Here is a 23745-nt window from a genome sequence, read left to right as displayed (position 1 = left end):
AGGTCGTCCTCTGCCGGAGGTGTCGGGGTGGCGTCGTTCACGAGGAGCAAGCCTATCGGCCGAGGGACTTCTGGACTGCAGCGGCGAGGTAGGGACCGAGCGTCCGGGCGTACGTCTCGGTCAAGTGCGAGCCGTCGTGGTACGTCACGATGCCGCCGTTGACGCCGTAGCAGCGCTCCGGCGCGCAGATGTATGAGTTGAGGTCGACCACCGAGGCGCCCTCGACCTGTTCAGCCGCATCGGCCAGTGGATCGTCCGGGATCCATCGGCTCGTCGGGGCGGAGCACGCCGCCTGGTCGTCGAGATGAGACGCGATGCAGGTGGGGATGTCGGCGATCGTCGTGCCCGGGAACGGGGTGTCGCGGATGACGAGGACGTGGGCGCCGGTCCTGGTCAGCCGCTCGAGGTAGGAGCGGTAGCCATCACGCAGGGTGCCGATCCGGTCGGCGCCCTCGTGGCCGACGATCGACCGCACGTTGCGCTGCGACGTGACGACCAGGTCGTACTGCGAGCCGCTGACCTTGTCGAACACCCGGTTGGTCCAGTCGAGGCACCCCTTGGCCTTCTTGTCGGTGTCGAACGTGAGCAGCGACCCGACGGTCGCGCACTCGGAGGCGAGGTAGGTCGTCAACGTGACGCCCTTCATCGACTCGAATGCGGGTTGCCAGTGTGCCGCGTGGGAGTTGCCGATCAGGGCGATGCGTACGGGTCCCGTGCCGAACTCGCAGGACGGTGTCGCCGTGTAGGGCGGCGTCTCGAAGCACGTGTTGGCGAACGTGTCGGGGCGATCCTTCGCCGCCGCGGCAGGGTCGGGGATCACCGGGCCGGCATTGTCACGTGGGCACTGCGCGGGCCTGGCCAGTGCCGCGGCACCGACGCAGCCGGCGAGCTCCTTGAGCGCGGCCTCCTGCTTCGACGCTGCAATACGTTCGTCGTGTCGTACCTCCAGTCCCTGCGCCGCGCCGGCGACGCCGATCACCAGCATCCCGGCAAGGGCGAGCTGGAACGGTCGACGCAGCGGCGTGCTCGTACGTCCGCGGCGCCAGCGCTCCTCGACGTAGGTTCGCGTCAGGCCCGCGAGCACCAGCGTCAGCGCGACGATGCCGAGCTTGTCGGCCAGGCCCGTCTCACGGTCGAGCGCATACGGGGCCAGCACGATCAGGGGCCAGTGCCAGAGATAGACGGAGTAGGACGCGTCGCCGAGCCACTGGATCGGCCGCCAGCCGAGCGGTCCCGTCGGTGAGCCGCGACCGTGTGCGCCGGCTGCCAGGAACGCGACGGCGCCGAGCACCGGCAATGCCGCCATCGAGCCGGGGAACGGGGTCGACGAGTCGATGACGAACAGGCTCACCGCGATGGCGCCGAGGCCGAACCAGGCCAGCAGGTTGGCGGCGACGGGCGCGAGCCGGATCGTGCCGGTCGCGGCGAGCAGTCCGCCCGCGGCAAGCTCCCACAACCGGGTCGGAGTCGTGAAGTACGCGGCGGCCGGCTCGTTGGCGGTGGCGATCACGGACCAGGCGAACGATGCTGCGGCGACCACGGCGACGGCGATCAGTACGGCTCGTCTGGCATCGGCGCCACGCCGTCGAGCCAACGCAAACGTTGCGGCGATGATCAGTGGCCAGCCGGCGTAGAACTGCTCCTCGACGCTCAGCGACCAGAAGTGCTGGAACGGGCTCGGCACCCCGGCTGCGGCGAGGTAGTCGGTGGCCGAGCCGACGAGGATCCAGTTCTCGACGTAGAACGCCGAGGCGACCGCCTCCTTGGCCGCCTGCGCCCATTGCGTAGCTGGCGCCACCAGGCGTGATGCGACCAGCGTCGAGGCGATGACAAGCAGTGCCGCCGGAAGGAGGCGCCGGATGCGTCGAGCCCAGAACGACGCAAGGTCACGACCCGAGGACGGCGGGCGGTCGAGCAGGTGGGCCGTGATCAAATAGCCCGAGATCACGAAGAAGACGTCGACGCCGACGAAACCGCCGGTCAGCCGGTGCGGCCAGAGATGGAAGACGACCACCACGCCGACAGCAATGGCCCGCAGGCCCTGGATGTCACGGCGGAAGGTCGTACCGCCAGCGTCTCCAGTCACCCAGCGAGCGTAGTCGGCGGCTCAACGCACGCAGCTGCCCAGACCGTGATTCGGGTCTGTCACTGATTCTTTTCGTGGATCAGGCGCAGGCCCGTCAGGGTGAGCCATGGATCGCGAGTCGTGATGGTGCTGCACTGGTCGATCACGGCTTCGGGGTACGAACCCGTCGCGATCACCGTGACGTGGTCGGGGTCTGCTCCGAGCGAGTCGATGATGCGGTCGACCATCCCGTCGACGAGACCGGCGAAGCCGAAGACGAGGCCGGACTGGATCGCCTCGACGGTGTTCTTGCCGATGACGTCGCGGGGCAGTGCGAGCTCGACGCTGCGGAGCTGTGCACCGCGGCGGGCCAGGCCCTCCTGCGACAGCTCGACACCGGGTGCGATGGCGCCCCCGATGTAGCGGTTGGCGTCGTCGACGACGTCGAAGATCGTCGCGGTGCCGTTGAGGTCGACCACGATCGCGGGACCGCCGTACAGCTCGGCGGCGGCCAGTGCGTTGACGATGCGGTCGGCGCCAACCTCACGCGGGTTGTCGGTATGGATGGGTACGCCGGTCTTGACGCCGGGGCCGACGATCGCGACGGGCATGTCGCCGTAGTAGCGGTCTTGCAGGCCGCGCAGCTCGACGAGGATCGACGGGACCGTGCAGCACATGCTGACGGCCTCGATCCGCTTGATGTCGCTCTGCATCACCAAGCCGGCAATCAGTAGCTGCCACTCGTCCGCGGTACGTCGTTCGTCGGACGAGACCTGCCAGTGAGCGATCAGCTCCTCGCCGTCGAACGCACCAATAGTCGTGTGACTGTTGGAGACGTCGAGGCAGAGCAAGCTCATGATTGATCAGACCGTGGCGAGCAGTGGGTTGTCGACGATGTCTCCGCGCACCAGGCCGGTGCCCGGCAGCGCCTCGGCCGGATCGCTGCCCGTACCGATGATCTTGTTGTCGGCGTCGACGAACACGACGCTCGGCTCGAACTCCCGCGCCTCGGCGTCCTCCATCTGGCCGTACGCGATGAGGATCACGAGGTCGCCCTCGTGCACCAGCCGGGCGGCGGCACCGTTGATGCCGATCACGCCGCTACCGCGTTCACCGGCGATCGTGTAGGTGACGAGGCGGGCACCGTTGTCGATGTCGACGATGTGCACCATCTCGCCCGGCAGCAGGTTGGCCGCGTCGAGCAGGTCCTGGTCGACGGTCACCGAGCCGACGTAGTGCAGGTCAGCCTGCGTCACCGTCGCGCGGTGAATCTTCGAAGTCATCATGGTCCGCAGCATGGTCAGCTCCCTAGCGTGAGTGCAGTGTTGTCGAGGAGGCGCGGCTTGCCGACGCGGGCAGCGACGAGCAGGCGAGACTCCTGGCCGGGCTCGGGATTACCGAGCTCGGGGTTGGTCAGGACGAGGTAGTCGGGGGTGATGCCGGCGGCATCGAGTACGGCGGCGGCGGCAGCGAGCACGGCATCGGCGCCATCTGGGCCCGCGGCGACACCCGCGCGCAGGGCGGCGGAGATGGCAGCGGCGCGTTCGCGATCGTCGGCCGTCAGGTAGACGTTGCGAGAGCTCATGGCCAGGCCGTCAGCCTCGCGCACGGTCGGGCAACCGACGATCTCGACGCCGAGGGCAAGCTCGCTCGCCATCTGCCGGATCAGCGTCAGCTGCTGGTAGTCCTTCTCGCCGAACACGGCGACGTCCGGACGTACGAGGCCGAACAGCTTGGCGACGACCGTCAGCACTCCACGGAAGTGGGTGGGGCGGGCGGCACCCTCGAGGATCGAGCCGAGTGGTCCCGGGTCGACCGTGACGGTGGTGTCGAAGCCGTCCGGGTACATCGTCTCGACGGTCGGCGCGAACACGATGTCGACGCCGGCTTCGGCGCAGCGCTCGAGGTCGGCGTCGAACGTACGCGGGTAGTCCTCGAAGTCCTCGCCGGGTGCGAACTGCGTCGGGTTGACGAAGATCGAGGCGACGAGCTTCTCGCCCAACGGGCGAGCGTGCTTGAGGAGCTGGACGTGACCGTCGTGCAGCGCACCCATGGTGGGGACGAACGCGACCGTCGAGTCGCCGACGGCGGCGACCAGCTCAGCGCGTGTCCGCACGATTTTGATGGGACTGGTCGTGATGGACATCGTCAGATCCCTGCAGCGATCTGGGCCATGGTGTCCCAGTCGGCCTCGTCGAGGACCGAGCGGATGCTGCCCGCGGTGGCGGGAGCGATGCGGCCGTCGGCCTCGGCACGACTCGCGGTGGCGCGGGCCAGCTCGAGATAGGCGTCGACCGTCGCGTCGTCGACACCCGCAGCGGCGAGCGCGTCGATGTGAGCACGGATCGTGGTGATGTCACCGCGTACGACCGGTCCGGTGAGCGCGGCGTCCCCGTACGCGAGCACGTTCTCGAGCGATGCGTTGAGCAGCGGGCGCAGGACGGCGGCCGGATCGGTGGCGCCGGCCTGGCGCAGCAGATCCATCGACTGGGCGACGAGGGTGCCGAGGTGGTTGGCGCCGTGCGCGAGTGCCGCGTGGTAGAGCGCGCGGTCGGTCTCGGCGACCCACATCGGGATGCCACCGAGAGCGGCAACGAGCTCCTCGGCGAACGGGCGATCGGCGTCGGCCGCGGTGAGGCCGAAGACGCAGGTGCGCTCGAAGTCGACCGAGGTGCCGGTGAAGGTCATGGCGGGGTGGAACGCGATGGGGCGGGCGCCGAGTCGGGTCAGCGACGCGAGTGCGTCGGTGCCGTGGCGGCCGCTCGTGTGCAGCACGAACTGGCCCGGGCGTACGACGCCCGAGGCGGCGAGCTCCTCGGCGACGGCGATCAGGCTGTCGTCGGGAACCGCGATCAGGATGACGTCGCTGGCTTCGGCGACCTCAGCGGGGGTGCGGACGTCGACGCCGGGCAGCAGCGTGCTGATGCGCAGCAGGGTCGCTTCCGTACGGCCCGTGGCACCCGAGATCGGGTAGCCCGCAGTGCGGAGGCGAGAAGCGAGAACGGCGCCGACCTTGCCGGCTCCGATCACGCCCAGAGTTGGACGCGTCATGCGTGATGCCTTTCGTTCCAGTCCCTGACGGGTACCAGACAAATTGACGTGTCCATTCTATCGCCGCGTTCGGGCGGCCGCACCGGTTCGCCCCTATGCCGTCGATCACACAGCGGCGGGGCGCTTCTCGCGCACGCCGAGCCACAGCAGGTATCCGCCGATGACGACATCCGTGCCGAAGCAGGCGAGGGGATACCAGTCGGGCACGTGCCGGTTGATGAAGAAGTCGTCGTGCACCACGTCGTAGATCGCATGCAGGATCCAGAAGGCGCCGACGATCATCGTCGCGTACCGGAACCTGAACCACAGCAGCGCGATGCCGGCGGCGATGAACGGCACACCAGCCACGAATTCCTTGCCCGCCGTGTTGGGTGCGTCATTGACCACCGCGAACACGATGTAGACGAACGGCAGCACCAGCAGCGCGTACGCGTACATCCACGGCTCACCGTCGAGGCGACGGACGAGGAAGACCGCCGAGACGCCCAGCACGATCCCGAGCAGAAGTCCGATCATGCGAAGTCCTCCAGCATCCGGTCGACCAGTCGTTCGGTGGCGTGGCCATCGTGCCACCGGTTGAAGCGCTGATTGAAGCGGTCGTAGTCCGCGGCGAACGTCCGCGTGACGGCGTCCAGATCGCGCAGCGCCTTGACGACGCCGGCCTTGTCAGCGACCAGCGGTCCGGGGGCACTGTCGGCGAAGCCGAACAGGAAGCCGCGGAGCTCGCCTTCGTAACGGTCGAGATCAGGTACGAGGAACACCATGGGGCGACCTGTCAGCGCGAAGTCGAAACGCAGCGACGAGTAGTCGAGGATCGCGGCATCGGAGGCCACGATCAGGTCGTTGATCTCGGGGTAGTCGGTGACGTCGATGACGCCGGGCCGGTCACCGTGCCGTCGGGTGCCACGAGCCACCGAGCCGTGGCTGCGCTGCAGGATCACGTATTGCGGGCCGAGCTCCTTGGCGAGCTTCGCGAGGTCGACGAACTGCACGTCGCGCGAGGTGTTGTTGGCACCGGCTTGGTCCTCACGCCAGGTCGCGGCGTGGAGCACCGCGATCTGGTCGTCGCGGAGTCCGAGCAGCTGGCGCGTACGGGCGCGCGCTTCGGCGGCACGCTCACCGATCAGGCCATCGGTACGGGGCAGGCCCTCGTGGTGGATCGGCCCGTCGTAGAAGTAGTTGTCGCGGTAGAACTCGTCAGCTGCCTCGTACGGCGTCGTGATCAGGCTCCAGTAGTCCGATCGCCGCGTCGTGGCCTCGTGCTCGACGAGGAACTCCGGCTTGCGCTCGACGTCGCGCCACAACGAGGCACCCATGGTCTTGAACGGCTGGCCGTGGAACGTCTGCACGTGCACCTGTCCGGGTCGCAGGAGTGTGTAGGCGCCGAGCTCGGTGTTGCGGACGAGGTACTTCGCGCGGGCCAATACGTCGTACCACTCGGGCGATCCTGCGACGACCGGGATCATTCCGTCGGGCACCGGGACGGAGTGGTCGAGCACGCCCCAGTAGAGCTGCATGTCGGGGCGGCGCTTCTGCAGCTCCAGCGAGATCGCAAGCGGACTGTCGGTCGCGGTCTCGGCCCAGTAGGACTGGAACATCGCGACGTTCGTGTCGACCTCGACGTCGCGTTCGCGGTAGGCGCGGCGCAGGGCGCGGTGGCCATACATCGTCTGCGCCTCGTCGGCCCGAGGCTTGACCAGTCGGATGCCGAGACCATCCTTCTTGGTGCGCACGACGAAGCCGCGCAGCGTCGAGGTCTCGAACGGGATCGGCAGCTGGTCGCGCAGCTCCTGCGAGACCTTGGCGCCGACGAGCTCGTACAGACCGCCGGGCAGCGGCAGCTCGCCGCGGCCCCAGCGTGCGGCGGTGGTCGGGAACGTCGGTCCGCCCTTCAGCGTCAGCACGGGCGAACGCAGCGCGGTCACTGCACCTCCGACGACCGTGATCGCCTCGTCCGCCACCTCGACGGCGGTGACGCCGTCCGTCGGAGCAGTGGACTCGAATCCCGCCGAGCCCTCGGGATCGACCTCGCGTACGGCAGCGCGCCGCGTACGACCCGCAAACGTCACCTCGAGCTCGACCTTGCCGCCCGAAGCCGGGATCTCCCAGACACTGTGGTCGTACGACTCCCGCCAGGCGCCGAGGCGCAGGCCCGGGCGTTCCTCGGACCGGGTCACCGGGATCTCGGATCCACCGACCCACGCGCGGGCAGTCGGCTCGGAGGTCTCGTCGTCGAGGTGACGCAGGAAGCCCCACACCGTCATCACCCCGTCCCGAGAGCGCAGGATCGTCGGCTCGAGCACGGACTGTCGTTCGGACACGACGAACGCCGCCGTCGGGAGGTCTCCCGCCTCCCAGCCCGGCAGGTGGATCATCGGCCCCTCGGGACCGACCGAACCGTCGTGGGCGTTGAGGTCGTAGCCGCCCTGCGTGATGAAGTCGAACAGCCGCTGCTTGTCACCACGCCGGACGATCTCGTAGACCACCCGGAACTGCACGCCTGCCGTCGGGATCAGCTCGGCCGCGTCGACCCCGTCGAGCAGCGCGGGCAGGCGGTCGAAGAGCGTCTCGACGTATGCCGGATCCTGCACCCGTGGGATCGCCCTGAGGTAGTGCGGCATGTCGTTGCCGAGCACCTGCAGCGTCCGGGCATGCCGGGCACCGGGCACGGCGTCGAGGATCGCCAGTGCCGACTCGACGGCGTTGAAGAACGCGTTGAGCGTCCCCGCTGACAGCACCTGTGACCGGGACCCGGTCTCCTCGCGCCAGCGGTAGGCCAGCGTCGTCGTGACGTCGACGGCGCGAGCGTGCACCTGGGCATCGGCGGTGAGCGACTGGTCCTCGTACACGACCCCCGGGAACTCGAGCCCCGCCTCGTCCCAGAACGACCGACGGTAGAGCGTCGAGCAGGCGATGGCGTTGACCAGCAGATCCGGCTGATCGGCGATGGTGACCCCACGACGCGGTGAGGAGTGGAGGTCGGCGATCCAGCGTGGCGTCGAGGTCTTGTTGCCGCGGAACCGCTCGTACGGCATCAGCGCCAGGTCTGAGCCGGACTCCTCGAGCGAGGCGATGGCGTCGGCAAGACCATCGAGGGTCACGAGATCGTCGGCGTCGACGAAGGTCAGGTAGGTCCCCGTCGCCTGGGCCACGCCCGTGCTGCGCGCGGCGCTCGGTCCGGCATTGGCCTGCGTGAGCACCGTGATCCGGCGGTCCTTGGCGGCATGGCGCCGTGCGATCGCCAGCGTCCCGTCGGTGGATCCGTCGTCGACCAGGACCACCTCGACCTCGCGGTAGCGCTGCTTGCGTACTGACTTCAGGCACGCGTCGATGCGGGTCTCGGCGTTGTACATCGGGATCACGATGCTGAGCAGCGGCCCACCGCGTACGGCACCCCGGCGGGCGTCGACCTCACGCCGCGCCCTGGAGGCGGCGCGACGCACAAGGCTCGGGCGGCTGGGCACCCTAGGATGCTAAGCGATGTCAGACCTCGTCCTCCCTGACGGCAGCTATTTCTCCGTCATCGGCAATGTGCGCATCGGCGCCGGAGGGCAGACACGTCTGGCCATGCTCCGGCACCGGCTGTTCCGCACGCATGCGGGCGTCGAGCTGCCGATCGTCACCTACAACCCGGTGCCGACGTACGAACCCATCCGCGCCGAGATGCGCCGTACCGGCCAGCTGATGGACGACAGCCCGCTGATCAACCTCCACGAGGACCTCCGGGTCCGCGACCTCACCGGGCTGCCGACAGCCGAGGTCGCCGCGTCCTCCGGGTCGTTCGCCGACGAGGTCGAGGACGGCTACGCCTGGCGTCGGCAGAGCGGCGACGTCTGGGAGTTCCTGCGGCCCGACGGCTCGCTGTATGCGCGCACTCCCCCGACGCATGTCGACGGCCAGGTGGCGATCTTCGACCAGGACGAGCGACCCGTCGGCAGCTGGCCGACGCTCGGGGGCCTGTGGCGCTGGTGGACGCGGCAGATCATCCCTGCCGAGGGCCGCGTGTTCCTGATCAGCGACAGCCGCTTCGTCGCCGACGAGCTCGGGCTGCTCGACGACCCGCGCATCCACCTGATGCACCAAATGCACAACCCGCACCTCACCGGCGCACGCGTCTGGAGCTCACCGGTCAGCGAGTCCTACAAGTCGTCGATGGATCACATCCGGCGCTACGACGGGCTGCTCAGCCTGACCGAGCGGCAGCGCGACGACATCGCGCTGCGATACGGCGCCACCAACAACCTGTTCGTCGTCCCCAACCCGGTCGAGCCGGTGCCGGAGCCCGACCCGCTGCCCGTACGCCGTCCGCACGCCATCGCGATGATCGCGCGGCTCGACGGCCAGAAGCGGATCGACCGCGCCATCGAGGCGTTCGACCTGGTCGCGGCTGCCGTACCGGAGGCGACGCTCGACGTCTACGGCGACGGCGAGCTGCGCGACGAGCTCAAGGCCCGCATCGATGCCGCCCGGCACGGCGAGCGGATGACGCTGCACGGTCACGACCCGCACGCCCGCGAGGCGCTGTGGACCGCGTCGCTGTTCTGGCTGACCAGCGACTTCGAGGGCTACCCGCTGTCGACGCTCGAGGCCATGAGCCACGGCGTACCCGTCGTCAGCATGGACATGCCGTACGGGCCCCGCGAGCAGATCACCGATGGCGTCGACGGGGGGCTTGTCCCGTTCGGTGACGTCGACGCGCTCGCCAACCGGACCGTCGAGCTGCTCGGCTCCGACCTCGAGCCGATGCGTACGGCGGCGCGAGCCAAGGCCGCTGACCATGACCACCGGCGATTCCTGGCCGACTGGCAGCACGTGCTTGAGAAAGTGGTTGAGCTCAAGGTATCCCGCGTCCAGCCGAGGAGTCACTGGTCCGTCGCGCTCGATCAAGGAGACGATCCGGTCACGGTTCGTGGGCAGCTCGAGCTGATTGGCGCCGGCGACGACGTCGAGCTGGTCGCGCAGGCTTGGGCGCCGAACGACCCGGCCGTCGTGACGATCCCGCTACACGTTGAATCCGACCTGTCATTCGCCGGAACGCTCTCCCGAGCCGAGATTCCCGCCAACGGCCAGCTGCGCGTCGGCTACGTGTGGCGCAACGCCGCCGAGTTCGTGCCGATCCCAGCCTCCGTACGTCGTTCGGCCCGCTCCGTGATCGGTGCCGCGCTGCGCCGTACGGGCCTGCGCAAGTGAAGGTGCCCTGGCGCCATGCCTGGCAGGAGGCGCTCTACGGTCACGACGGGTTCTACCTCCGCACGTCCCCAGCCGAGCACTTCTCGACCTCGGTCAACGCCAGCCCGCTGTTCGCCGAGGCGGTCCTGACCCTGGTGCACCGTGAAGGTCTGACGTCGGTGGTCGATGTCGGCGCCGGTGCGGGTGAGCTGCTGACCGCCCTGCACGCCCTAGACCCGTCGCTGTCGCTGCACGGAGTCGATCTCGCCGACCGGCCGGCCATCGACGCGTCGATCTCCTGGTCATCGGCACTCCCCGATCGCGTCGAGGGTCTGCTCATCGCACACGAGTGGCTCGACAACATCCCGTGCGACGTCGTCGAGCTGGCGGACGACGGCATACATCTCGTCGAGGTCGACCCCGCCACCGGCGAGGAGTCGCTCGGCGAGGCGTACGACTCGCCGTGGCTCGACGAGTGGTGGCCGCTGAGCACCCCTGGGGAACGCGCCGAGGTCGGCGAACCGCGCGACACGGCCTGGTCGGATGCGGTCGCCCGGGTCGACGGGATCGCGCTCGCGATCGATTACGCGCACACCCGCGACACCCGGCCACCGTTCGGGTCGCTCCGGTCCTACGCCGACGGCCGCGAGGTCGACGTCGTGCCCGACGGCAGCCGTGACGTCACGGCCCACGTCGCCCTCGACGCGGTCGCCGCCGCCGTCGGTGCGACCCTCACGACGCAGCGCGACGCGCTCGCCGACCTGGGCATCGACGGGTCACGGCCACCGCTCGAGCTGGCCGGCAACGACCCCACCGCGTACGCCCTCGCCCTCGCCCGTGCGAGCCAGGCCGCTGAGCTGCGATCACGCGGCGGCTGGGGAGACTTCAGATGGGCTCTTGTCGACACCCGCGACGTGGAAGGATGACGTCATGAGCCGCCTGTTGATCCGGTCCGGCAAGGACCCGTTCACGCCTGTCGTCGCGGAGTCGACGCTGACGCAGGACGTCTTCAACAGCAACAGCGGCAACTACCTCTTCCAGCACTCGGTGTGGAGGGCCCTTGCGGTCGACGGCGCCGAGCTGACGTCCAACGGCACGCTGTCGGAGCGCATGCCGCCCGAGCGCGGCGACGGCTCGCGCATCAATCACGAGTTCGACCACTTCGTGATCCCGCTGGCCAATGCGTTCCGCCCCGACTTCGCCTCACGGCTCGACCGGCTCAGCGAGCTGCTCGAACGCGTCAAGATCCCCACGACAGTCGTCGGCATCGGGGCACAGGCCAAGCACGGGCAGGGCATCGAGTCCCTCGCCCCCATCGCCGACACGGTCAAGCGTTTCGTCGGTCTCATCCTCGACCGGTCAGCCTCGATCGGCGTACGCGGGGAGTTCACCAAGTCCTACCTCGTCAGCCTCGGCTTCCCCGCCGACTCGGTCGACGTCATCGGCTGCCCGTCGCTGTTCCTGCACGGCCGCGACTTCTCCGTGACCAAGAAGGTCGACGCGCTCACGGCCGACAGCCCGCTGGCGCTCAACCTCACCCCGGAAGTGCCGGGCATCGGCGCGTTCGCCATGGCACAGGCCGAGCGCCACCCCAACCTCACCTACATCGGCCAGGACGCCAACGACCTACGCATGCTGCTGTGGGGTGTGCCATTCCCCCACGTCCACGACCCGCTCGTACCCGTGCACATGGACCACCCGCTCTACCAGTCCGATCGCATCCGGCTGTTCCTGGACACCTGGCCCTGGTACGACTTCCTCGCGACTCAGCACTTCGCGTACGGCACCCGCTTCCACGGCAACGTCGCCGCGCTCCTGGGCCGCACCCCGGCACTGCTGCTCGCGCACGACTCGCGGACGCTCGAGCTCGCCGACTACCACCAGATGCCCTACCGGTTGACGCCCGAGCTCAGCGCCGACCTCAAGGTCGAAGAGCTCTACGAGCAGGCCGACATGACGGCGTTCAACGCCGAGCTGCCCCAGGGCTTCGACCGCTACACCGCATTCCTCGAGCGCAACGACCTCAAGCACATCTGGACCGCGGGCAACGGCACCGGGGACTTCGACGAGCGACTCGCGGCGGCCACGTTCCCGCCCGCCGTGCGCCCGCTCATCGCGTCCGACGGTCGCGAGATCGCATCCCGGCTGCAGTGGTTGCGTGACGGCATGGTCCTCGACATCACCCGGCACGCGCAGGCGTACGACCAGCCCTACCCGCACCCCCCGTGGCACGGCGCCGGCAGCCGCCACGCCCGGCTCCACGACACCGTCAAGACGCAGGGCCGCCAGATCGACGAGCTGTATGCGCGCCTCGAACGCCTCGAGCGCAACTCCCCCCGCGGCCTCACCAAGCGCTTCATCCGCATGGTCCAGGGCTGGTTCCGCCGCTCATGACGGAGGTCACCGCAAGCGTCGGCACGGGCTTCGCCACGACCGACATGGTGCTCAACATCGGGCCCCAGCATCCTGCGACCCACGGCGTCCTCCGGCTGCGCCTGACCCTCGACGGCGAACGCGTCATGGCGTGCGAGCCGATCATCGGCTACATGCACCGTGGTGTCGAGAAGCTCTTCGAGGTGCGCGACTACCGCCAGATCATCGTGCTGGCCAACCGCCACGACTGGCTGAGTGCGTTCAGCTCCGAGCTCGGCGTCGTGCTCGCGGTCGAGGACATGCTCGGCATGGAGGTGCCTGAGCGCGCGACCTGGATCCGTACGCTGCTCGCCGAGCTCAACCGCGTGCTCAACCACCTGATGTTCCTCGGCTCCTACCCGCTCGAGCTCGGCGGCATCACGCCGATCTTCTACGCGTTCCGTGAGCGCGAGACGATCCAGGAGATCATGGAAGAGGTCTCCGGCGGCCGGATGCACTACATGTTCAACCGGGTCGGCGGCCTCAAGGAGGATCTCCCCGCCGGCTGGACCGGTCGCGCCTCGACAGCGGTCTCGACCGTGCGGAGCCGCTTGCAGCAGATCGAGGATCTCGTGTTCGGCAACGAGATCTTCCGTGCGCGTACGGTCGGCGTCGGCGTGCTTTCCCGCGAGCTCGTCGAGGCCTACGGCGTGTCCGGCCCGATCGCCCGCGGGTCGGGCCTCGACTTCGACCTGCGCCGCGACGAGCCCTACCTCGCGTACGGCGAGCTGCAGGACACCCTTCGCGTTCCCGTGCGCACCGAGGGTGACTGCTTCGCCAGGTTCGCCGTGCTGCTCGAGCAGACCAAGGTCGCGCTCGACCTCGCCGATGCATGCCTGGCGCGGCTGGCCGAGCTCGAGCCCGGACCCGTCAACGTGCGGCTGCCCAAGATCCTCAAGGCGCCTGAGGGGTCGACGTACGTGTGGACCGAGAACCCGCTCGGCCTCAACGGCTACTACCTCGTGTCCCGCGGCGAGAAGACACCGTGGCGGCTCAAGCTGCGCACGGCGTCGTTCAACAACGTGGCCGTGCTGCCCGAGATCGTGCAGGGCTGCGTCGTCGCCGACCTCGTCGCGATCCTCGGCTCGATGTTCTTCGTCGTCGGCGACATCGACAAGTAAATCTGTCGCCGGCCGGTCGTAGCGTGCTGCCATGACGCAGCGCATCGTGGTCTTCACCCGGGCCGGCAGCACCCGGCTGCTCGACAAGCCGTCTCAGGAGCAGCCGCTGTGGCCCGAGCACAGGGACTTCATGAACGATCTCGACGACCGGGGACTGATCTACATCGCCGGCCCGTGGGTCGACGGCTCCGGCGCGATGGTCGTCATGAACGTCGACAGCCCCGAAGAGGCGATGGAGATCATGCGCGACGACCCGTGGGCGGTCCACGACAACCTCGTACCCGACCGCGCCATGGCCTGGAACGTCATGATGAACTCGCTCGAGCACTAGGCCCGCTGGCTGATGGCCTGTCGCTCCCGAATCGTCCTGCTCCGCAGTGGCCCACCGAGTGCCGCGCTGATCCAGCAGAGGTCAAGGATGCCCGCGCTGAGGGGGAAGAAGCTCCACGCCATGGCCGCCACACCCCACCAGTGCTCGCGGAACACCAGCCCGAGGACGAGCCACGCGGAGCCGGCAACGAGCCGGAATGCGCGTCCGCTCGATCCATTGATCCAGCGGGAGAATCCCGAGGCATTGAACCCCTCAGCGCCGGACATCAGGCGCCCTCGACGACCGGATAGATGCGATCAGCGACCAGTCCGTGCGCCTCACGGTGCACCGCGATCGCTGCGTCAGGATCAGGTGCGTCGACCAGGCAGAACGCCTTGCCGTTGGCCTCGTCGACCCAGTACTGCAGGTAGTTGACGCCGTACGCCTCCTGGGTTGCCAGGTCGGCCTTGTGCGCCTCGGCGACATCTGCTGCGCCTGCGCCTTCAGGGAGCTTTTCGTGAACATCCATGTAGAGCGGCATTTCGCTGTCTCCTTCGAGTTGTGACTGTCACACTCAGTCTCATGACGATGGCGCGACCGGACCATGACCGGGATGCCGCAGGAAATGACCGATCCGCCGCGCTTTCACACGCCCTGGATCAGGTCCAGCTGAAGGGTGCGATCTTCCTCTACAGCGAGTACACCGAGGCATGGGCGTACGAGTCGATGGCGGCACATGACGTCGCGGCCGTCCTCGCGCCGGATGCGGCACAGATCGTGCTCTTCCACGTGGTCGCCTCCGGCAGCTGCTGGATCGAGGCCGGCTCGGACAAGGTGTGGGCCCACGAGGGTGACGTCGTCGTGCTCCCCTACAACGACCAGCACCGGATGGGCGGACACGAGACAGCCGAGCTGGTGCCCATCACGCAGCTCGTCGACCCGCCGCCGTGGAGCTCGATGCCCCACATCGTCCATGGCCTCGGCGGGGCGCGCAGCGAGCTCATTTGCGGCTACCTCGCCTGCGACGACCGATTGTTCGATCGCCGCCTGGGTGTCTTCCCGCCGGTCTTCGTCGTCACTCCGCCCGAAGGTCCGGTCCGGATGTGGGTCAAGGCCAGCAGTGACCTCGTCCTTCAGCAGACGAGCCAGGTGACCGACGACCGGATCGCCTCGCCGACCGAGATACCGCAGCTGCTGCTTCGCGAGGTGCTCAAGCTGCACCTGGCCAACGCACCCGCGACCGACACCGGCTGGCTGGCTGCCCTGCACGACCCGGTCGTCGCCCCCGCTCTTGCGGCGATCCACGGCGACCCGGCCAACAAGTGGACGTTGGCTGACCTCGCACGGGAGTCCACGGTCTCGTCCACCGTGCTCGACGAGCGGTTCCGCGCCGTGCTCGGACTTGCGCCGATCCGCTACCTGACCGGCTGGCGGATGCATGTCGCCGAAGACCTGTTGCGCACCACGCTCCTGTCTGTCACCGCCGTCGCACACCGGGTCGGCTACGAGTCCGAGGAGGCGTTCAGCCGCGCCTTCAAGCGCGACCATGGAACGGCGCCCAGCGTCTGGCGCGTTGCCGCGCCCTAGATCTGGGCAACCCTGGCGATCTCGGTACGAGCCACCGCACGGTCGCGGAGGTCTGCTGACGCAAGCCGCCGCGGGTCAGCCATGTAGGACTCGAGAGCGGCCTCGCCGGGCAGCTCGATGATCTGCACCTCGTACGGTCCGTCACCGGCCACCAGGCTGCGCACCCGCTGCAAAAGCCGCGCTCCGTGCTCGCCGAGCAGGCCGAGCACCTCGTCCTCGTAGGCCTCCAGCAGCGCTTCGTTGCCCGGCACGGCCCACAGCTGCACACACAGGGTCAGTGACATGGGGCCATCGTAGGTTGGAGCCATGGCTGAACCATCTCGCAACCCGACGGGCCTCGACCAGCTGGCAGAGGAGTGGCTCGACACCCTGCTCGACCTCACCCCAGAGCTGCACATCCACCTCGGACGTCCCGGGCGGGAGGCCGACTACTCCGACCGCTCGCCCGACGGCCACGCCGCCTACGCGGACGCAGCGCGATCGATGCTGGCTCGCGTACGCGATGCCCAGTCCGTCGACACCGTCGACGCGATCACGCAGGCCGAGCTGATCCGTACGCTCGAGCTCGACCTCGAGAAGCACGACGCCGGCTTCTGGCAACGCGACCTCAACGTCATCGCGTCGGCCGGACAGGACCTCCGCGACATCTTCGACCTGATGGCGACCGAGACCGACGACGACTGGGCCCACGTCGCGCAACGCATGCACAACATCCCGTCCGCGATGGCGGGCTACATCGAGTCACTGCGAGCCGGTATCGCGGCGGACAATGCGCCGGCCGTGCGCCAGGTCCGCGAGGTCGCGGCGCAGGCGTCCAAGCAGACCGGAGCCGACAGCTTCTTCCGGGCTCTCGCCGCCCGCCCGGACGCGCCGTCATCCCTGGCTCGCGAGCTCGAGACGGGTGCCACGGCGGCGACCGAGGCCTACGCTGCCCTCGTGGAGTTCCTCGACCACGAGCTCGCGCCGCATGCGCCGCAGGCCGACGGCGTCGGCCGCGACCACTATGCGATCGCTTCGCGCTACTTCGTGGGTGCCGAGATCGACCTCGACGAGACCTACGAGTGGGGTGTCGAGGAGCTCAACCGGATGGTCACCGAGCAGAACGCCGTCGCCGACCGGATCCTGCCCGGCGCCACGGTGGCCGAGGCGATCCAGCACCTTGACTCCGATCCGAGTCGCAAGCTGCACGGCACCGATGCGCTCCGGGCCTGGATGCATGAGACCAGCGATCGCGCCGTGGCCGAGCTCGGTGACACTCATTTCGACATCCCCGAGCCGATGCGCCGGCTCGAGTGCATGATCGCGCCGACCCAGGAGGGCGGCATCTACTACACGCCGCCGAGCGAGGACTTCAAGCGCGCCGGCCGGATGTGGTGGAGCGTGCCTGAGGGCGTCACCGAGTTCGATACCTGGCGCGAGCTGACGACGGTCTATCACGAAGGTGTCCCCGGTCATCACCTCCAGTGCGGACTCGCCGTCCACAACAGTGCCGAGCTGAACGCCTGGCGCCGCTTCAGCTGGAACTCCGGCCACGGCGAAGGCTGGGCCCTGTACGCCGAGCGGCTCATGGCCGAGCTCGGCCACCTCGACGATCCCGCCGACCGGCTCGGCATGCTCGACGGCCAGCGCATGCGTGCGGCCCGCGTCGTCGTCGACATCGGCGTGCACCTCGGCAAGCCCAAGCCGGACGGCTCCGGCACCTGGACCGGCGACGACGCCTTCGGCTTCATGGCGCAGCACGTCAACATGAACGAGCCGTTCGTACGCTTCGAGGTCAACCGCTACCTCGGCTGGCCCGGCCAGGCGCCGTCCTACAAGGTGGGCCAGCGCATCTGGGAGCAGCTCCGTGCCGAGTGGGTCGCCGCCAACGCCACGGAGTCGCCTGGCGGTGGCCTCAAGGAGTTCCACCGCCGCGCCCTCGGGGTCGGCAGCGTCGGTCTCGGCACCCTGCGCCAAGCCTTGTTGGGCTAGGGCGGCCTCGGTCAGGCCGGCGTGGGGGCGGTCTTGCCGCCCTCGGACTCGTCGTCGTCACCCGGTATGCGCAGAGCCCGCTCCAGGACCAGCGCCGCCGCCATCATCAGGAGTCCCGCAATCGCGGCGGCGCCCGCATGGATGACCCGGTCCTTGCCCAGCGGCGAGTCGAACGAGTCGAGGTAGGACACCGCGTAACCGCCGTAGACGCCGGCGAACAGGGCCGCGACGACGGCACTGGCCTTGGCGAGCGCCAGCATCGTGACGCCATGGTCGGATGTCATGCGTTGGTTCTTCTTGTGCAGGCTCTGCCAGGTGCTCCAGGCGAGGAACCCGAGGACCAGTGCTCCGAGGAACAGCGCCAGCGCGGCACCCCAGCCGACCACCGGGACGCTGCGGTCGGCGCGCAGGAGCAGCTCGGGGACGATGCGTCCGAGAACCAGCCCGGTGCCGATCAGCGCGGCCAGCAACAGCGCCGACGTACGCCTGGACTTGTTCATGCGCTGGCCAGCCCGGGAATCACAAGATGATCTCGAGGTCCTCGCGCTTCGTGACGCCTGAGGTGTCGACATCGGCGATGAGGTCGGCGACGAAGCCCTTGCCGGGGATCTCGCCCTCCGGATCGATCTCGAGCCACGGCACGAGCACGAAGCCCCGCTCATGTGCTCGCGGGTGCGGCAGCGTCAGCTGCTCGTCATCGGCGATGCGGTCACCCACGACGATCAGGTCGACATCGAGGGTGCGCGGGGCATTGGGCTCGGAGCGCTCGCGGCCGAACGCGTCCTCGATCGCCAGGGCACGATCAAGCAGCGTGTGGACCGTGAGCGTCGTGTCGATCAGCACGACGGCGTTGAGGAACTTGCCGGCGTCGGCGGGACCGCCGACGGCGTCGGTCTCGTAGACCGAAGAGATCGCGACGACCGTGACCTCCGGGGTGTCCTCGAGCGTCGAGACCCCGCCCTGCAGCTTGCCGTGACGATCACCCAGGTTGGACCCGAATGCCAGCACGGCTTGACGGATGGGGCGCATGCCACCGGTCATCGTGTCGGCGTCAAGCACGTACGGGGTGGGTGATTCGGTCACTGCTTGCTCCGCTCGATCGTGACGGCGACATCGGAGAACGTCACCGCGATGGGCGCTTCAGGTTTGTGCACCGTCACGCTAACCCATTGCACCGACTCGTCGGCGAGGCACATGTCCACGATGCGGAGGGCGACGGTCTCGATGAGGTCGACCGGATCGCCTTCGATCACGTCGTGCACCCCCTTGGCGAGCACTCCGTAGTCGACGGACTTGGCCAGGTCGTGGTCGCGGGCCGCCGGGCCGAGGTCGAGACCCAGGCTCACGTCGACCGAGAACTGCTGGCCGTGCTCGCGCTCGAAGTCGAACAGTCCGTGGTAGCCGTGGCCGCTGACGCCCATCAGGTCGATGCGATCCAGGCCTGCGGGAATCGTCATCTGTCCTCCGGATCTGGGTCGCCGATCTCGGCGACCGGTGAAGCGTGACGGGACCAGAACTTCCACCCGCTGCCGTCACGTACCAAGATACTGGTGCACACCGCCTTGGCCCCTGAGAAGGTTTCCGGCCCCAGCTGCTCGGCGCCCGAGAGGATGTTCTCGGTGCACGTGATCGTGACGACCGCCGGGTCATCATCGCCCGGCGGAAGGGTCGAGATGTCGAGGTCCGTCAGGAAGAACTGGATGTAGCCGACGTTCGCCATCAGCACGGTCCACGACCGCAGCACTGCCGACGTGCCCCGCAGCGGCACCGCCCCGGGGTGCACGCACGACGTGCCGTGGTCATCGACCCACAGCGACGCCATGAGGTCGACGTCCCCCGTCTCCACGGCGTCATAGAACGCCCTGTGCGTCGCCAATGCGGCCTCGGTCAAGTGGGAGTCCCCCCACGCGCACCTCTTGACTGAGCGCCCACGTGCAGACGCGTAGGGGGAGTACCTCGCTGCATGCGTGCCACCACGCGTACGGCGTCAGCCGATGCGGCCGGCTCGTGGACGCGTACGCCCCACACACCGGCTTGGGCGCACAGGGCCGTGATCGCGGTCGTCGCGTCCTCACGCTGGTCGATCGGGCGGAGCTCGCCGTCAGCGGCCAGCAGCTCCCCCAGGAACCGTTTGCGGCTCGCAGCGACCAGCACGGGATAACCCAGCTGGGTGAGCTGGTCGAGATGGGCGAGCACCGACCAGTTCTGGTCACCGGTCTTGGAGAACCCCAGTCCCGGGTCGATGATGATGTGGTTGCGGTCGACGCCGGCGGCCAGCGCGACCTCGACCTGCTCGATCAGCTCGCGGATCACGTCGGCGACCAGGTCGTCGTACGTCGTGTGGTCCCGGTCCTGCATCACCGCCGAGTGCTGGCGCCAGTGCATCAGCACGAGAGGGCACCGCGCCACCGCCGCGACGCCGACCATCGCGGGATCTGCCCGGCCCCCCGAGACGTCGTTGAGGATCGCCGCGCCAGCCTCCAGGGCCCGCTCGGCCACGGCGGCGCGCATCGTGTCGACCGAGACCGTGATGCCTTCCGCGACCAGGCCCTCGATCACGGGTACGACGCGGCGCAGCTCTTCATCGACGTCGATCCGGATCGCGCCGGGTCTGGTGGACTCACCGCCGACGTCGACGAGATCGGCACCCTGCTCGGCGAGCTCGACACCATGGCGGATCGCCGAGACCGGGTCGAGCCACTTGCCGCCGTCGGAGAACGAGTCGGGCGTGACGTTCACGACGCCCATCACGACGCACCGGTCGTCGGCGAGTCCGGGGAGCATCGCTAGCGCGAGGTGATGAGGCCCATGGCCTCGGCTCGGGTCGCCGGGTCGCGCAGCTGGCCGCGTACGGCACTCGTGATCGTCTTGGCACCGCCCTTGCGCACGCCCCGCATCGTCATGCACAGGTGCTCCGCCTCGATCACGACGATCACGCCGCGCGGCTCGAGGTGCTTCACCAGCGCCTCGGCGATCTCGGTGGTGAGGCGTTCCTGCACCTGCGGGCGACGCGCGAACACGTCGACGACGCGGGCGAGCTTGGACAGGCCGGTGACCTTGCCGCCCTCGGACGGGATGTAGCCGACATGGGCGACGCCGAAGAACGGCACCAGGTGGTGCTCGCACATCGACCACATCTCGATGTCCTTGACCAGCACGAGCTCGTCGTGGCCGACCTCGAACACCGCGGTCAGGACATCCTCCGGCCGCTGGTCGAGACCGGCGAGCAGCTCGATGTAGGACTTGGCGACGCGCGCTGGCGTGTCGCGGAGACCGTCCCGGTCAGGATCCTCGCCGACCGCGAACAGCAGCTCGCGGATTGCCGCCTCGGCGCGAGGCAGATCGACCGTCACGCAGTCTCCGGCGCATCCGGCGACGGCGCGTCGGGCCCGGTGTCGGGGCCGATGACCACGCCGACCTCGGGAGCGTGACCGTTGGTGCTCGGGCGAGGTGCACCGACGATCGGCGGGACTTTGGACGGAACGCGGGTCTTGGAACCGGTCCACGGAGGACGGATCTCGCGGCGACGCAGCGGCTTGAAGATCTCGGCTACCTGGGCCTTGTCGAGCGTCTCCTTCTCCATCAGCTCGCGGACGAGCTCGTCGAGCACGTCACGGTTCTCGTCGAGGATGTCGAACGCTTCCTGGTGCGCGAACGTGATCAGCTTGTTGATCTCCTCGTCGACGATCGCGGCAACCGACTCCGAGTAGTTGCGCGCGTGTCCGATGTCGCGGCCGAGGAACGGCTGGCTCTGGTCCTCGCCGAGACGTACGGCACCGAGGCGCTCGGTCATGCCGTACTGCGTGACCATCGACCGGGCGAGCCCGGTGGCCTTCTCGATGTCGTTGCCGGCACCCGTCGTCGGATCGTGGAACACCAGCTCCTCGGCGGCGCGGCCACCCATCATGTAGGCCAGCTTGTCGAGCAGCTCGGCACGCGTCTGGGAGTACTTGTCCTCGTCGGGCAGCACCATCGTGTAGCCGAGCGCGCGACCGCGCGGCAGGATCGTGATCTTGTGGACGGGGTCGCTCTGCGGGAGCGCCGCGGCGACCAGCGCGTGGCCACCCTCGTGATAGGCCGTGATGAGGCGTTCCTTCTCGTTCATCAGGCGGGTGCGCTTCTGCGGACCGGAGATGACACGGTCGATCGCCTCGTCCAGGGCGGCGTTGTCGATCATCTTGTCGTTGTTGCGGGCTGTCAGCAGCGCGGCCTCGTTGAGGACGTTGGCGAGGTCGGCACCGCTGAAGCCGGGCGTACGCCGGCCGACTGCCTCAAGATCGACATCGGCAGCGATCGGCTTGCCGCGGGCGTGCACCTTGAGGATCTGGGTGCGGCCCTTGAGGTCAGGCGACTCGACGCCGATCTGGCGATCGAAGCGACCGGGGCGCAGCAGCGCCGGGTCGAGGACGTCGGGGCGGTTGGTCGCGGCGATCAGGATGACCCCGCCGCGTACGTCGAAGCCGTCCATCTCGACCAGCAGCTGGTTGAGGGTCTGCTCGCGCTCGTCGTGGCCGCCGCCCATGCCGGTGCCACGGTGGCGTCCGACGGCGTCGATCTCATCGATGAAGACGATCGCGGGCGCGTTCTCCTTGGCCTGCTCGAAAAGGTCGCGGACACGACTGGCGCCGACGCCGACGAACATCTCGACGAAGTCAGAGCCCGAGATCGAGTAGAACGGGACGCCCGCCTCGCCGGCGACGGCACGAGCCAGCAGCGTCTTGCCGGTGCCGGGCTGGCCGTACAGCAGCACGCCCTTGGGGATCTTGGCGCCCACGGCCTGGAACTTCGCCGGGGCCTGGAGGAACTCCTTGATCTCGCCGAGCTCCTCGATCGCCTCGTCGCACCCGGCGACGTCGGCGAACGTGGTCTTGGGGGTGTCCTTGTTCATCAGCTTCGCCTTGGACTTGGCGAACTGCATGACGCGGCCGCCACCACCGGCGGCGTTGTTCATGATCCACATGATGAAGAAGAAGATCAGCACGAACGGGGCGATGCTGATCAGCAGGCTCACGATGGGGCTGCTCTTGGGGATCTCGACGTCGTAGTTGGGGAGCGTGTTGTCCGCCTTGGCCTTGTCGGCCTTCTGCACCAGCTCGTAGCCCTGATCGCCCAGCCACGTGGCCCGGACCTTCTTGCCGCCCTGCTTGAGGGTGGCCCTGATCTCCTGGTCACCCTCGACGAACTTGAGGTCCTTGACCTTGCCGTCGTCGATGTAGCCGACCATCGTCGAGGTCTTGACCTCGTTGTAGCCGTCGGCGGAGTTGGCGAAGCCGAGCACCGTGAACACGATCACGGCGATCAGGATGATCCAGGGCAATGGACCCTTGAAGAGGCGTTTCAGATTCATGACGGTGTGGAACGAGTCCACTTCTCCCTAGTAAATAGTGGGTATCTAGACGGTACACGCCGACCGTTACACCCATGGAACGATGCCCGCATCAGGGTTAGTTCCTGCTGGAGCGCACGGTCACGATGTGGGGCCTCCCGATCGAGGCCCTCCTAGGAGTAGACGTGGGGCGAGAGGGTGCCGATGCAGCGCAGGTTGCGGTACTTCTCGTCGTAGTCGAGGCCGTAGCCGACGACGAACGCGTTGGGGATGTCGAAGCCGACATACGTCACGTCGACGTCCATCGTGACCGCCTCGGGCTTGCGCAGGAGCGTCGCGATCTCGACCGACGCCGGGCCGCGTGACTTGAGGTTGGTGATCAGCCACGACAGCGTCAGGCCGGTGTCGATGATGTCCTCGACGACGAGCACGTGCCGGTCCTTGAGGTCGGTGTCGAGGTCCTTGAGGATGCGTACGACGCCTGACGACTTGGTGCCCGAGCCGTAGGACGAGATCGCCATCCAGTCCATCTCGACGTGCCGGTTGAGGCTGCGTGCGAGGTCGGCCATCACCATCACGGCACCCTTGAGCACACCGACGAGCAGCAGGTCCTTGCCCTCGTAGTCGGCCTCGATCTGCGCCGCCATCTCGGCGAGGCGAGCGATGATCTGCTCCTCGGTCAGCAGGACCTGGTCGGCTTCGATCTCTCCGGCAACATGCGTCTGATCCACGG

Annotated in this window: 25 protein-coding genes; 7 read left to right on the top strand and 18 right to left on the bottom strand. The window is 68.4% G+C overall.

The genetic code is table 11. The annotated features are described in order from the left end of the window. Window positions 1–52 precede the first annotated feature (52 nt). From ABD683_RS10465 to ABD683_RS10435, 7 genes are all read right to left on the bottom strand, one after another. Window positions 53–2086, bottom strand: coding sequence for an acyltransferase family protein (locus ABD683_RS10465; protein WP_344769744.1), 2034 nt, complete (start codon window positions 2084–2086; stop codon window positions 53–55). Between the two features lie 59 nt (window positions 2087–2145). Beyond that, window positions 2146–2922 (bottom strand): type III pantothenate kinase, encoded by a 777-nt coding sequence (locus ABD683_RS10460; protein ID WP_344769742.1) that lies wholly within the window; start codon window positions 2920–2922, stop codon window positions 2146–2148. 6 nt (window positions 2923–2928) lie between these two features. Further along, window positions 2929–3363, bottom strand: coding sequence for an aspartate 1-decarboxylase (gene panD, locus ABD683_RS10455; RefSeq protein ID WP_344769740.1), 435 nt, complete (start codon window positions 3361–3363; stop codon window positions 2929–2931). 2 nt (window positions 3364–3365) lie between these two features. Next, the gene (gene panC / locus ABD683_RS10450; protein WP_344769739.1) at window positions 3366–4181 is read right to left on the bottom strand and encodes a pantoate--beta-alanine ligase; all 816 of its coding nucleotides are present in this window, start codon (window positions 4179–4181) and stop codon (window positions 3366–3368) included. Between the two features lie 32 nt (window positions 4182–4213). Next, complete coding sequence (locus ABD683_RS10445; RefSeq protein ID WP_344769737.1) at window positions 4214–5116, bottom strand: Rossmann-like and DUF2520 domain-containing protein; 903 nt, start codon at window positions 5114–5116, stop codon at window positions 4214–4216. Between the two features lie 105 nt (window positions 5117–5221). Beyond that, complete coding sequence (locus ABD683_RS10440; protein ID WP_344769735.1) at window positions 5222–5632, bottom strand: hypothetical protein; 411 nt, start codon at window positions 5630–5632, stop codon at window positions 5222–5224. Then, entirely contained in the window at window positions 5629–8580 is a 2952-nt protein-coding gene (locus ABD683_RS10435; RefSeq protein ID WP_344769733.1) for a bifunctional glycosyltransferase/CDP-glycerol:glycerophosphate glycerophosphotransferase, read from the bottom strand. The genes ABD683_RS10440 and ABD683_RS10435 overlap by 4 nt, the downstream gene beginning before the upstream one ends. A 16-nt stretch (window positions 8581–8596) precedes the next feature. Here ABD683_RS10435 and ABD683_RS10430 point away from each other — a divergent pair, with 16 nt between their 5' ends. The 5 genes from ABD683_RS10430 to ABD683_RS10410 are packed head-to-tail and all read left to right on the top strand — an operon-like array spanning window position 8597 to window position 14149. Further along, complete coding sequence (locus ABD683_RS10430) at window positions 8597–10306, top strand: glycosyltransferase (protein WP_344769731.1); 1710 nt, start codon at window positions 8597–8599, stop codon at window positions 10304–10306. Then, the gene (locus ABD683_RS10425) at window positions 10303–11211 is read left to right on the top strand and encodes an SAM-dependent methyltransferase (protein ID WP_344769729.1); all 909 of its coding nucleotides are present in this window, start codon (window positions 10303–10305) and stop codon (window positions 11209–11211) included. The genes ABD683_RS10430 and ABD683_RS10425 overlap by 4 nt, the downstream gene beginning before the upstream one ends. Before the next feature lie 4 nt (window positions 11212–11215). Beyond that, on the top strand, window positions 11216–12679 hold the full coding sequence (locus tag ABD683_RS10420) for a polysaccharide pyruvyl transferase family protein (RefSeq protein WP_344769727.1): 1464 nt from the start codon (window positions 11216–11218) through the stop codon (window positions 12677–12679). After that, window positions 12676–13818 (top strand): NADH-quinone oxidoreductase subunit D, encoded by a 1143-nt coding sequence (locus tag ABD683_RS10415; protein ID WP_344769725.1) that lies wholly within the window; start codon window positions 12676–12678, stop codon window positions 13816–13818. The genes ABD683_RS10420 and ABD683_RS10415 overlap by 4 nt, the downstream gene beginning before the upstream one ends. Before the next feature lie 31 nt (window positions 13819–13849). After that, window positions 13850–14149 (top strand): YciI family protein, encoded by a 300-nt coding sequence (locus tag ABD683_RS10410; RefSeq protein WP_344769723.1) that lies wholly within the window; start codon window positions 13850–13852, stop codon window positions 14147–14149. Here the strand turns inward: ABD683_RS10410 and ABD683_RS10405 are convergent. Together ABD683_RS10405 and ABD683_RS10400 are read right to left on the bottom strand one after the other, a co-directional pair. Beyond that, the gene (locus ABD683_RS10405) at window positions 14146–14415 is read right to left on the bottom strand and encodes a hypothetical protein (RefSeq protein ID WP_344769721.1); all 270 of its coding nucleotides are present in this window, start codon (window positions 14413–14415) and stop codon (window positions 14146–14148) included. The genes ABD683_RS10410 and ABD683_RS10405 overlap by 4 nt on opposite strands. Then, complete coding sequence (locus ABD683_RS10400; RefSeq protein WP_344769719.1) at window positions 14415–14669, bottom strand: DUF4242 domain-containing protein; 255 nt, start codon at window positions 14667–14669, stop codon at window positions 14415–14417. Before ABD683_RS10400 ends, ABD683_RS10405 begins: the two co-directional genes overlap by 1 nt. A 41-nt stretch (window positions 14670–14710) precedes the next feature. Between ABD683_RS10400 and ABD683_RS10395 the strand changes: the two genes are divergently transcribed. Further along, window positions 14711–15715: an AraC family transcriptional regulator gene (locus ABD683_RS10395; protein ID WP_344769717.1), complete on the top strand. Its 1005-nt coding sequence runs from the start codon at window positions 14711–14713 to the stop codon at window positions 15713–15715. Here ABD683_RS10395 and ABD683_RS10390 read toward each other — a convergent pair. Continuing rightward, window positions 15712–15999, bottom strand: a complete 288-nt coding sequence (locus ABD683_RS10390) for a hypothetical protein (protein WP_344769715.1) — start codon at window positions 15997–15999, stop codon at window positions 15712–15714. The two genes, ABD683_RS10395 and ABD683_RS10390, sit on opposite strands and share 4 nt — an antisense overlap. Before the next feature lie 22 nt (window positions 16000–16021). Between ABD683_RS10390 and ABD683_RS10385 the strand changes: the two genes are divergently transcribed. Continuing rightward, a complete protein-coding gene (locus tag ABD683_RS10385; protein WP_344769713.1) occupies window positions 16022–17686 on the top strand; it encodes a DUF885 domain-containing protein in 1665 nt (554 codons plus the stop codon). Between the two features lie 11 nt (window positions 17687–17697). On the opposite strand, the gene ABD683_RS10380 is transcribed toward ABD683_RS10385, so the two are convergent. From ABD683_RS10380 to hpt, 8 genes are all read right to left on the bottom strand, one after another. Further along, complete coding sequence (locus ABD683_RS10380) at window positions 17698–18186, bottom strand: DUF3180 domain-containing protein (protein WP_344769712.1); 489 nt, start codon at window positions 18184–18186, stop codon at window positions 17698–17700. Between the two features lie 19 nt (window positions 18187–18205). Further along, entirely contained in the window at window positions 18206–18769 is a 564-nt protein-coding gene (folK, locus tag ABD683_RS10375; protein WP_344769710.1) for a 2-amino-4-hydroxy-6-hydroxymethyldihydropteridine diphosphokinase, read from the bottom strand. Then, a complete protein-coding gene (gene folB, locus ABD683_RS10370; RefSeq protein WP_344769709.1) occupies window positions 18766–19143 on the bottom strand; it encodes a dihydroneopterin aldolase in 378 nt (125 codons plus the stop codon). The genes folK and folB overlap by 4 nt, the downstream gene beginning before the upstream one ends. Continuing rightward, window positions 19140–19577, bottom strand: coding sequence for a nuclear transport factor 2 family protein (locus ABD683_RS10365; protein ID WP_344769707.1), 438 nt, complete (start codon window positions 19575–19577; stop codon window positions 19140–19142). Before ABD683_RS10365 ends, folB begins: the two co-directional genes overlap by 4 nt. Then, a complete protein-coding gene (gene folP, locus ABD683_RS10360; protein ID WP_344769705.1) occupies window positions 19574–20470 on the bottom strand; it encodes a dihydropteroate synthase in 897 nt (298 codons plus the stop codon). The genes ABD683_RS10365 and folP overlap by 4 nt, the downstream gene beginning before the upstream one ends. A gap of 2 nt (window positions 20471–20472) precedes the next feature. Beyond that, complete coding sequence (gene folE / locus ABD683_RS10355) at window positions 20473–21039, bottom strand: GTP cyclohydrolase I FolE (protein ID WP_344769703.1); 567 nt, start codon at window positions 21037–21039, stop codon at window positions 20473–20475. Continuing rightward, entirely contained in the window at window positions 21036–23033 is a 1998-nt protein-coding gene (ftsH, locus tag ABD683_RS10350; protein WP_344769701.1) for an ATP-dependent zinc metalloprotease FtsH, read from the bottom strand. The genes folE and ftsH overlap by 4 nt, the downstream gene beginning before the upstream one ends. Window positions 23034–23185: 152 nt before the next feature. Then, entirely contained in the window at window positions 23186–23743 is a 558-nt protein-coding gene (gene hpt / locus ABD683_RS10345; RefSeq protein ID WP_344769699.1) for a hypoxanthine phosphoribosyltransferase, read from the bottom strand. Window positions 23744–23745 lie beyond the last annotated feature (2 nt).

This window comes from Aeromicrobium panaciterrae (genome assembly GCF_039537165.1).
Classification (GTDB): Bacteria; Actinomycetota; Actinomycetes; order Propionibacteriales; family Nocardioidaceae; genus Aeromicrobium; species Aeromicrobium panaciterrae.
The sequence above is the reverse complement of the archived record's forward strand: the minus strand, read 5'-3'. Positions and strand labels throughout refer to the sequence as shown.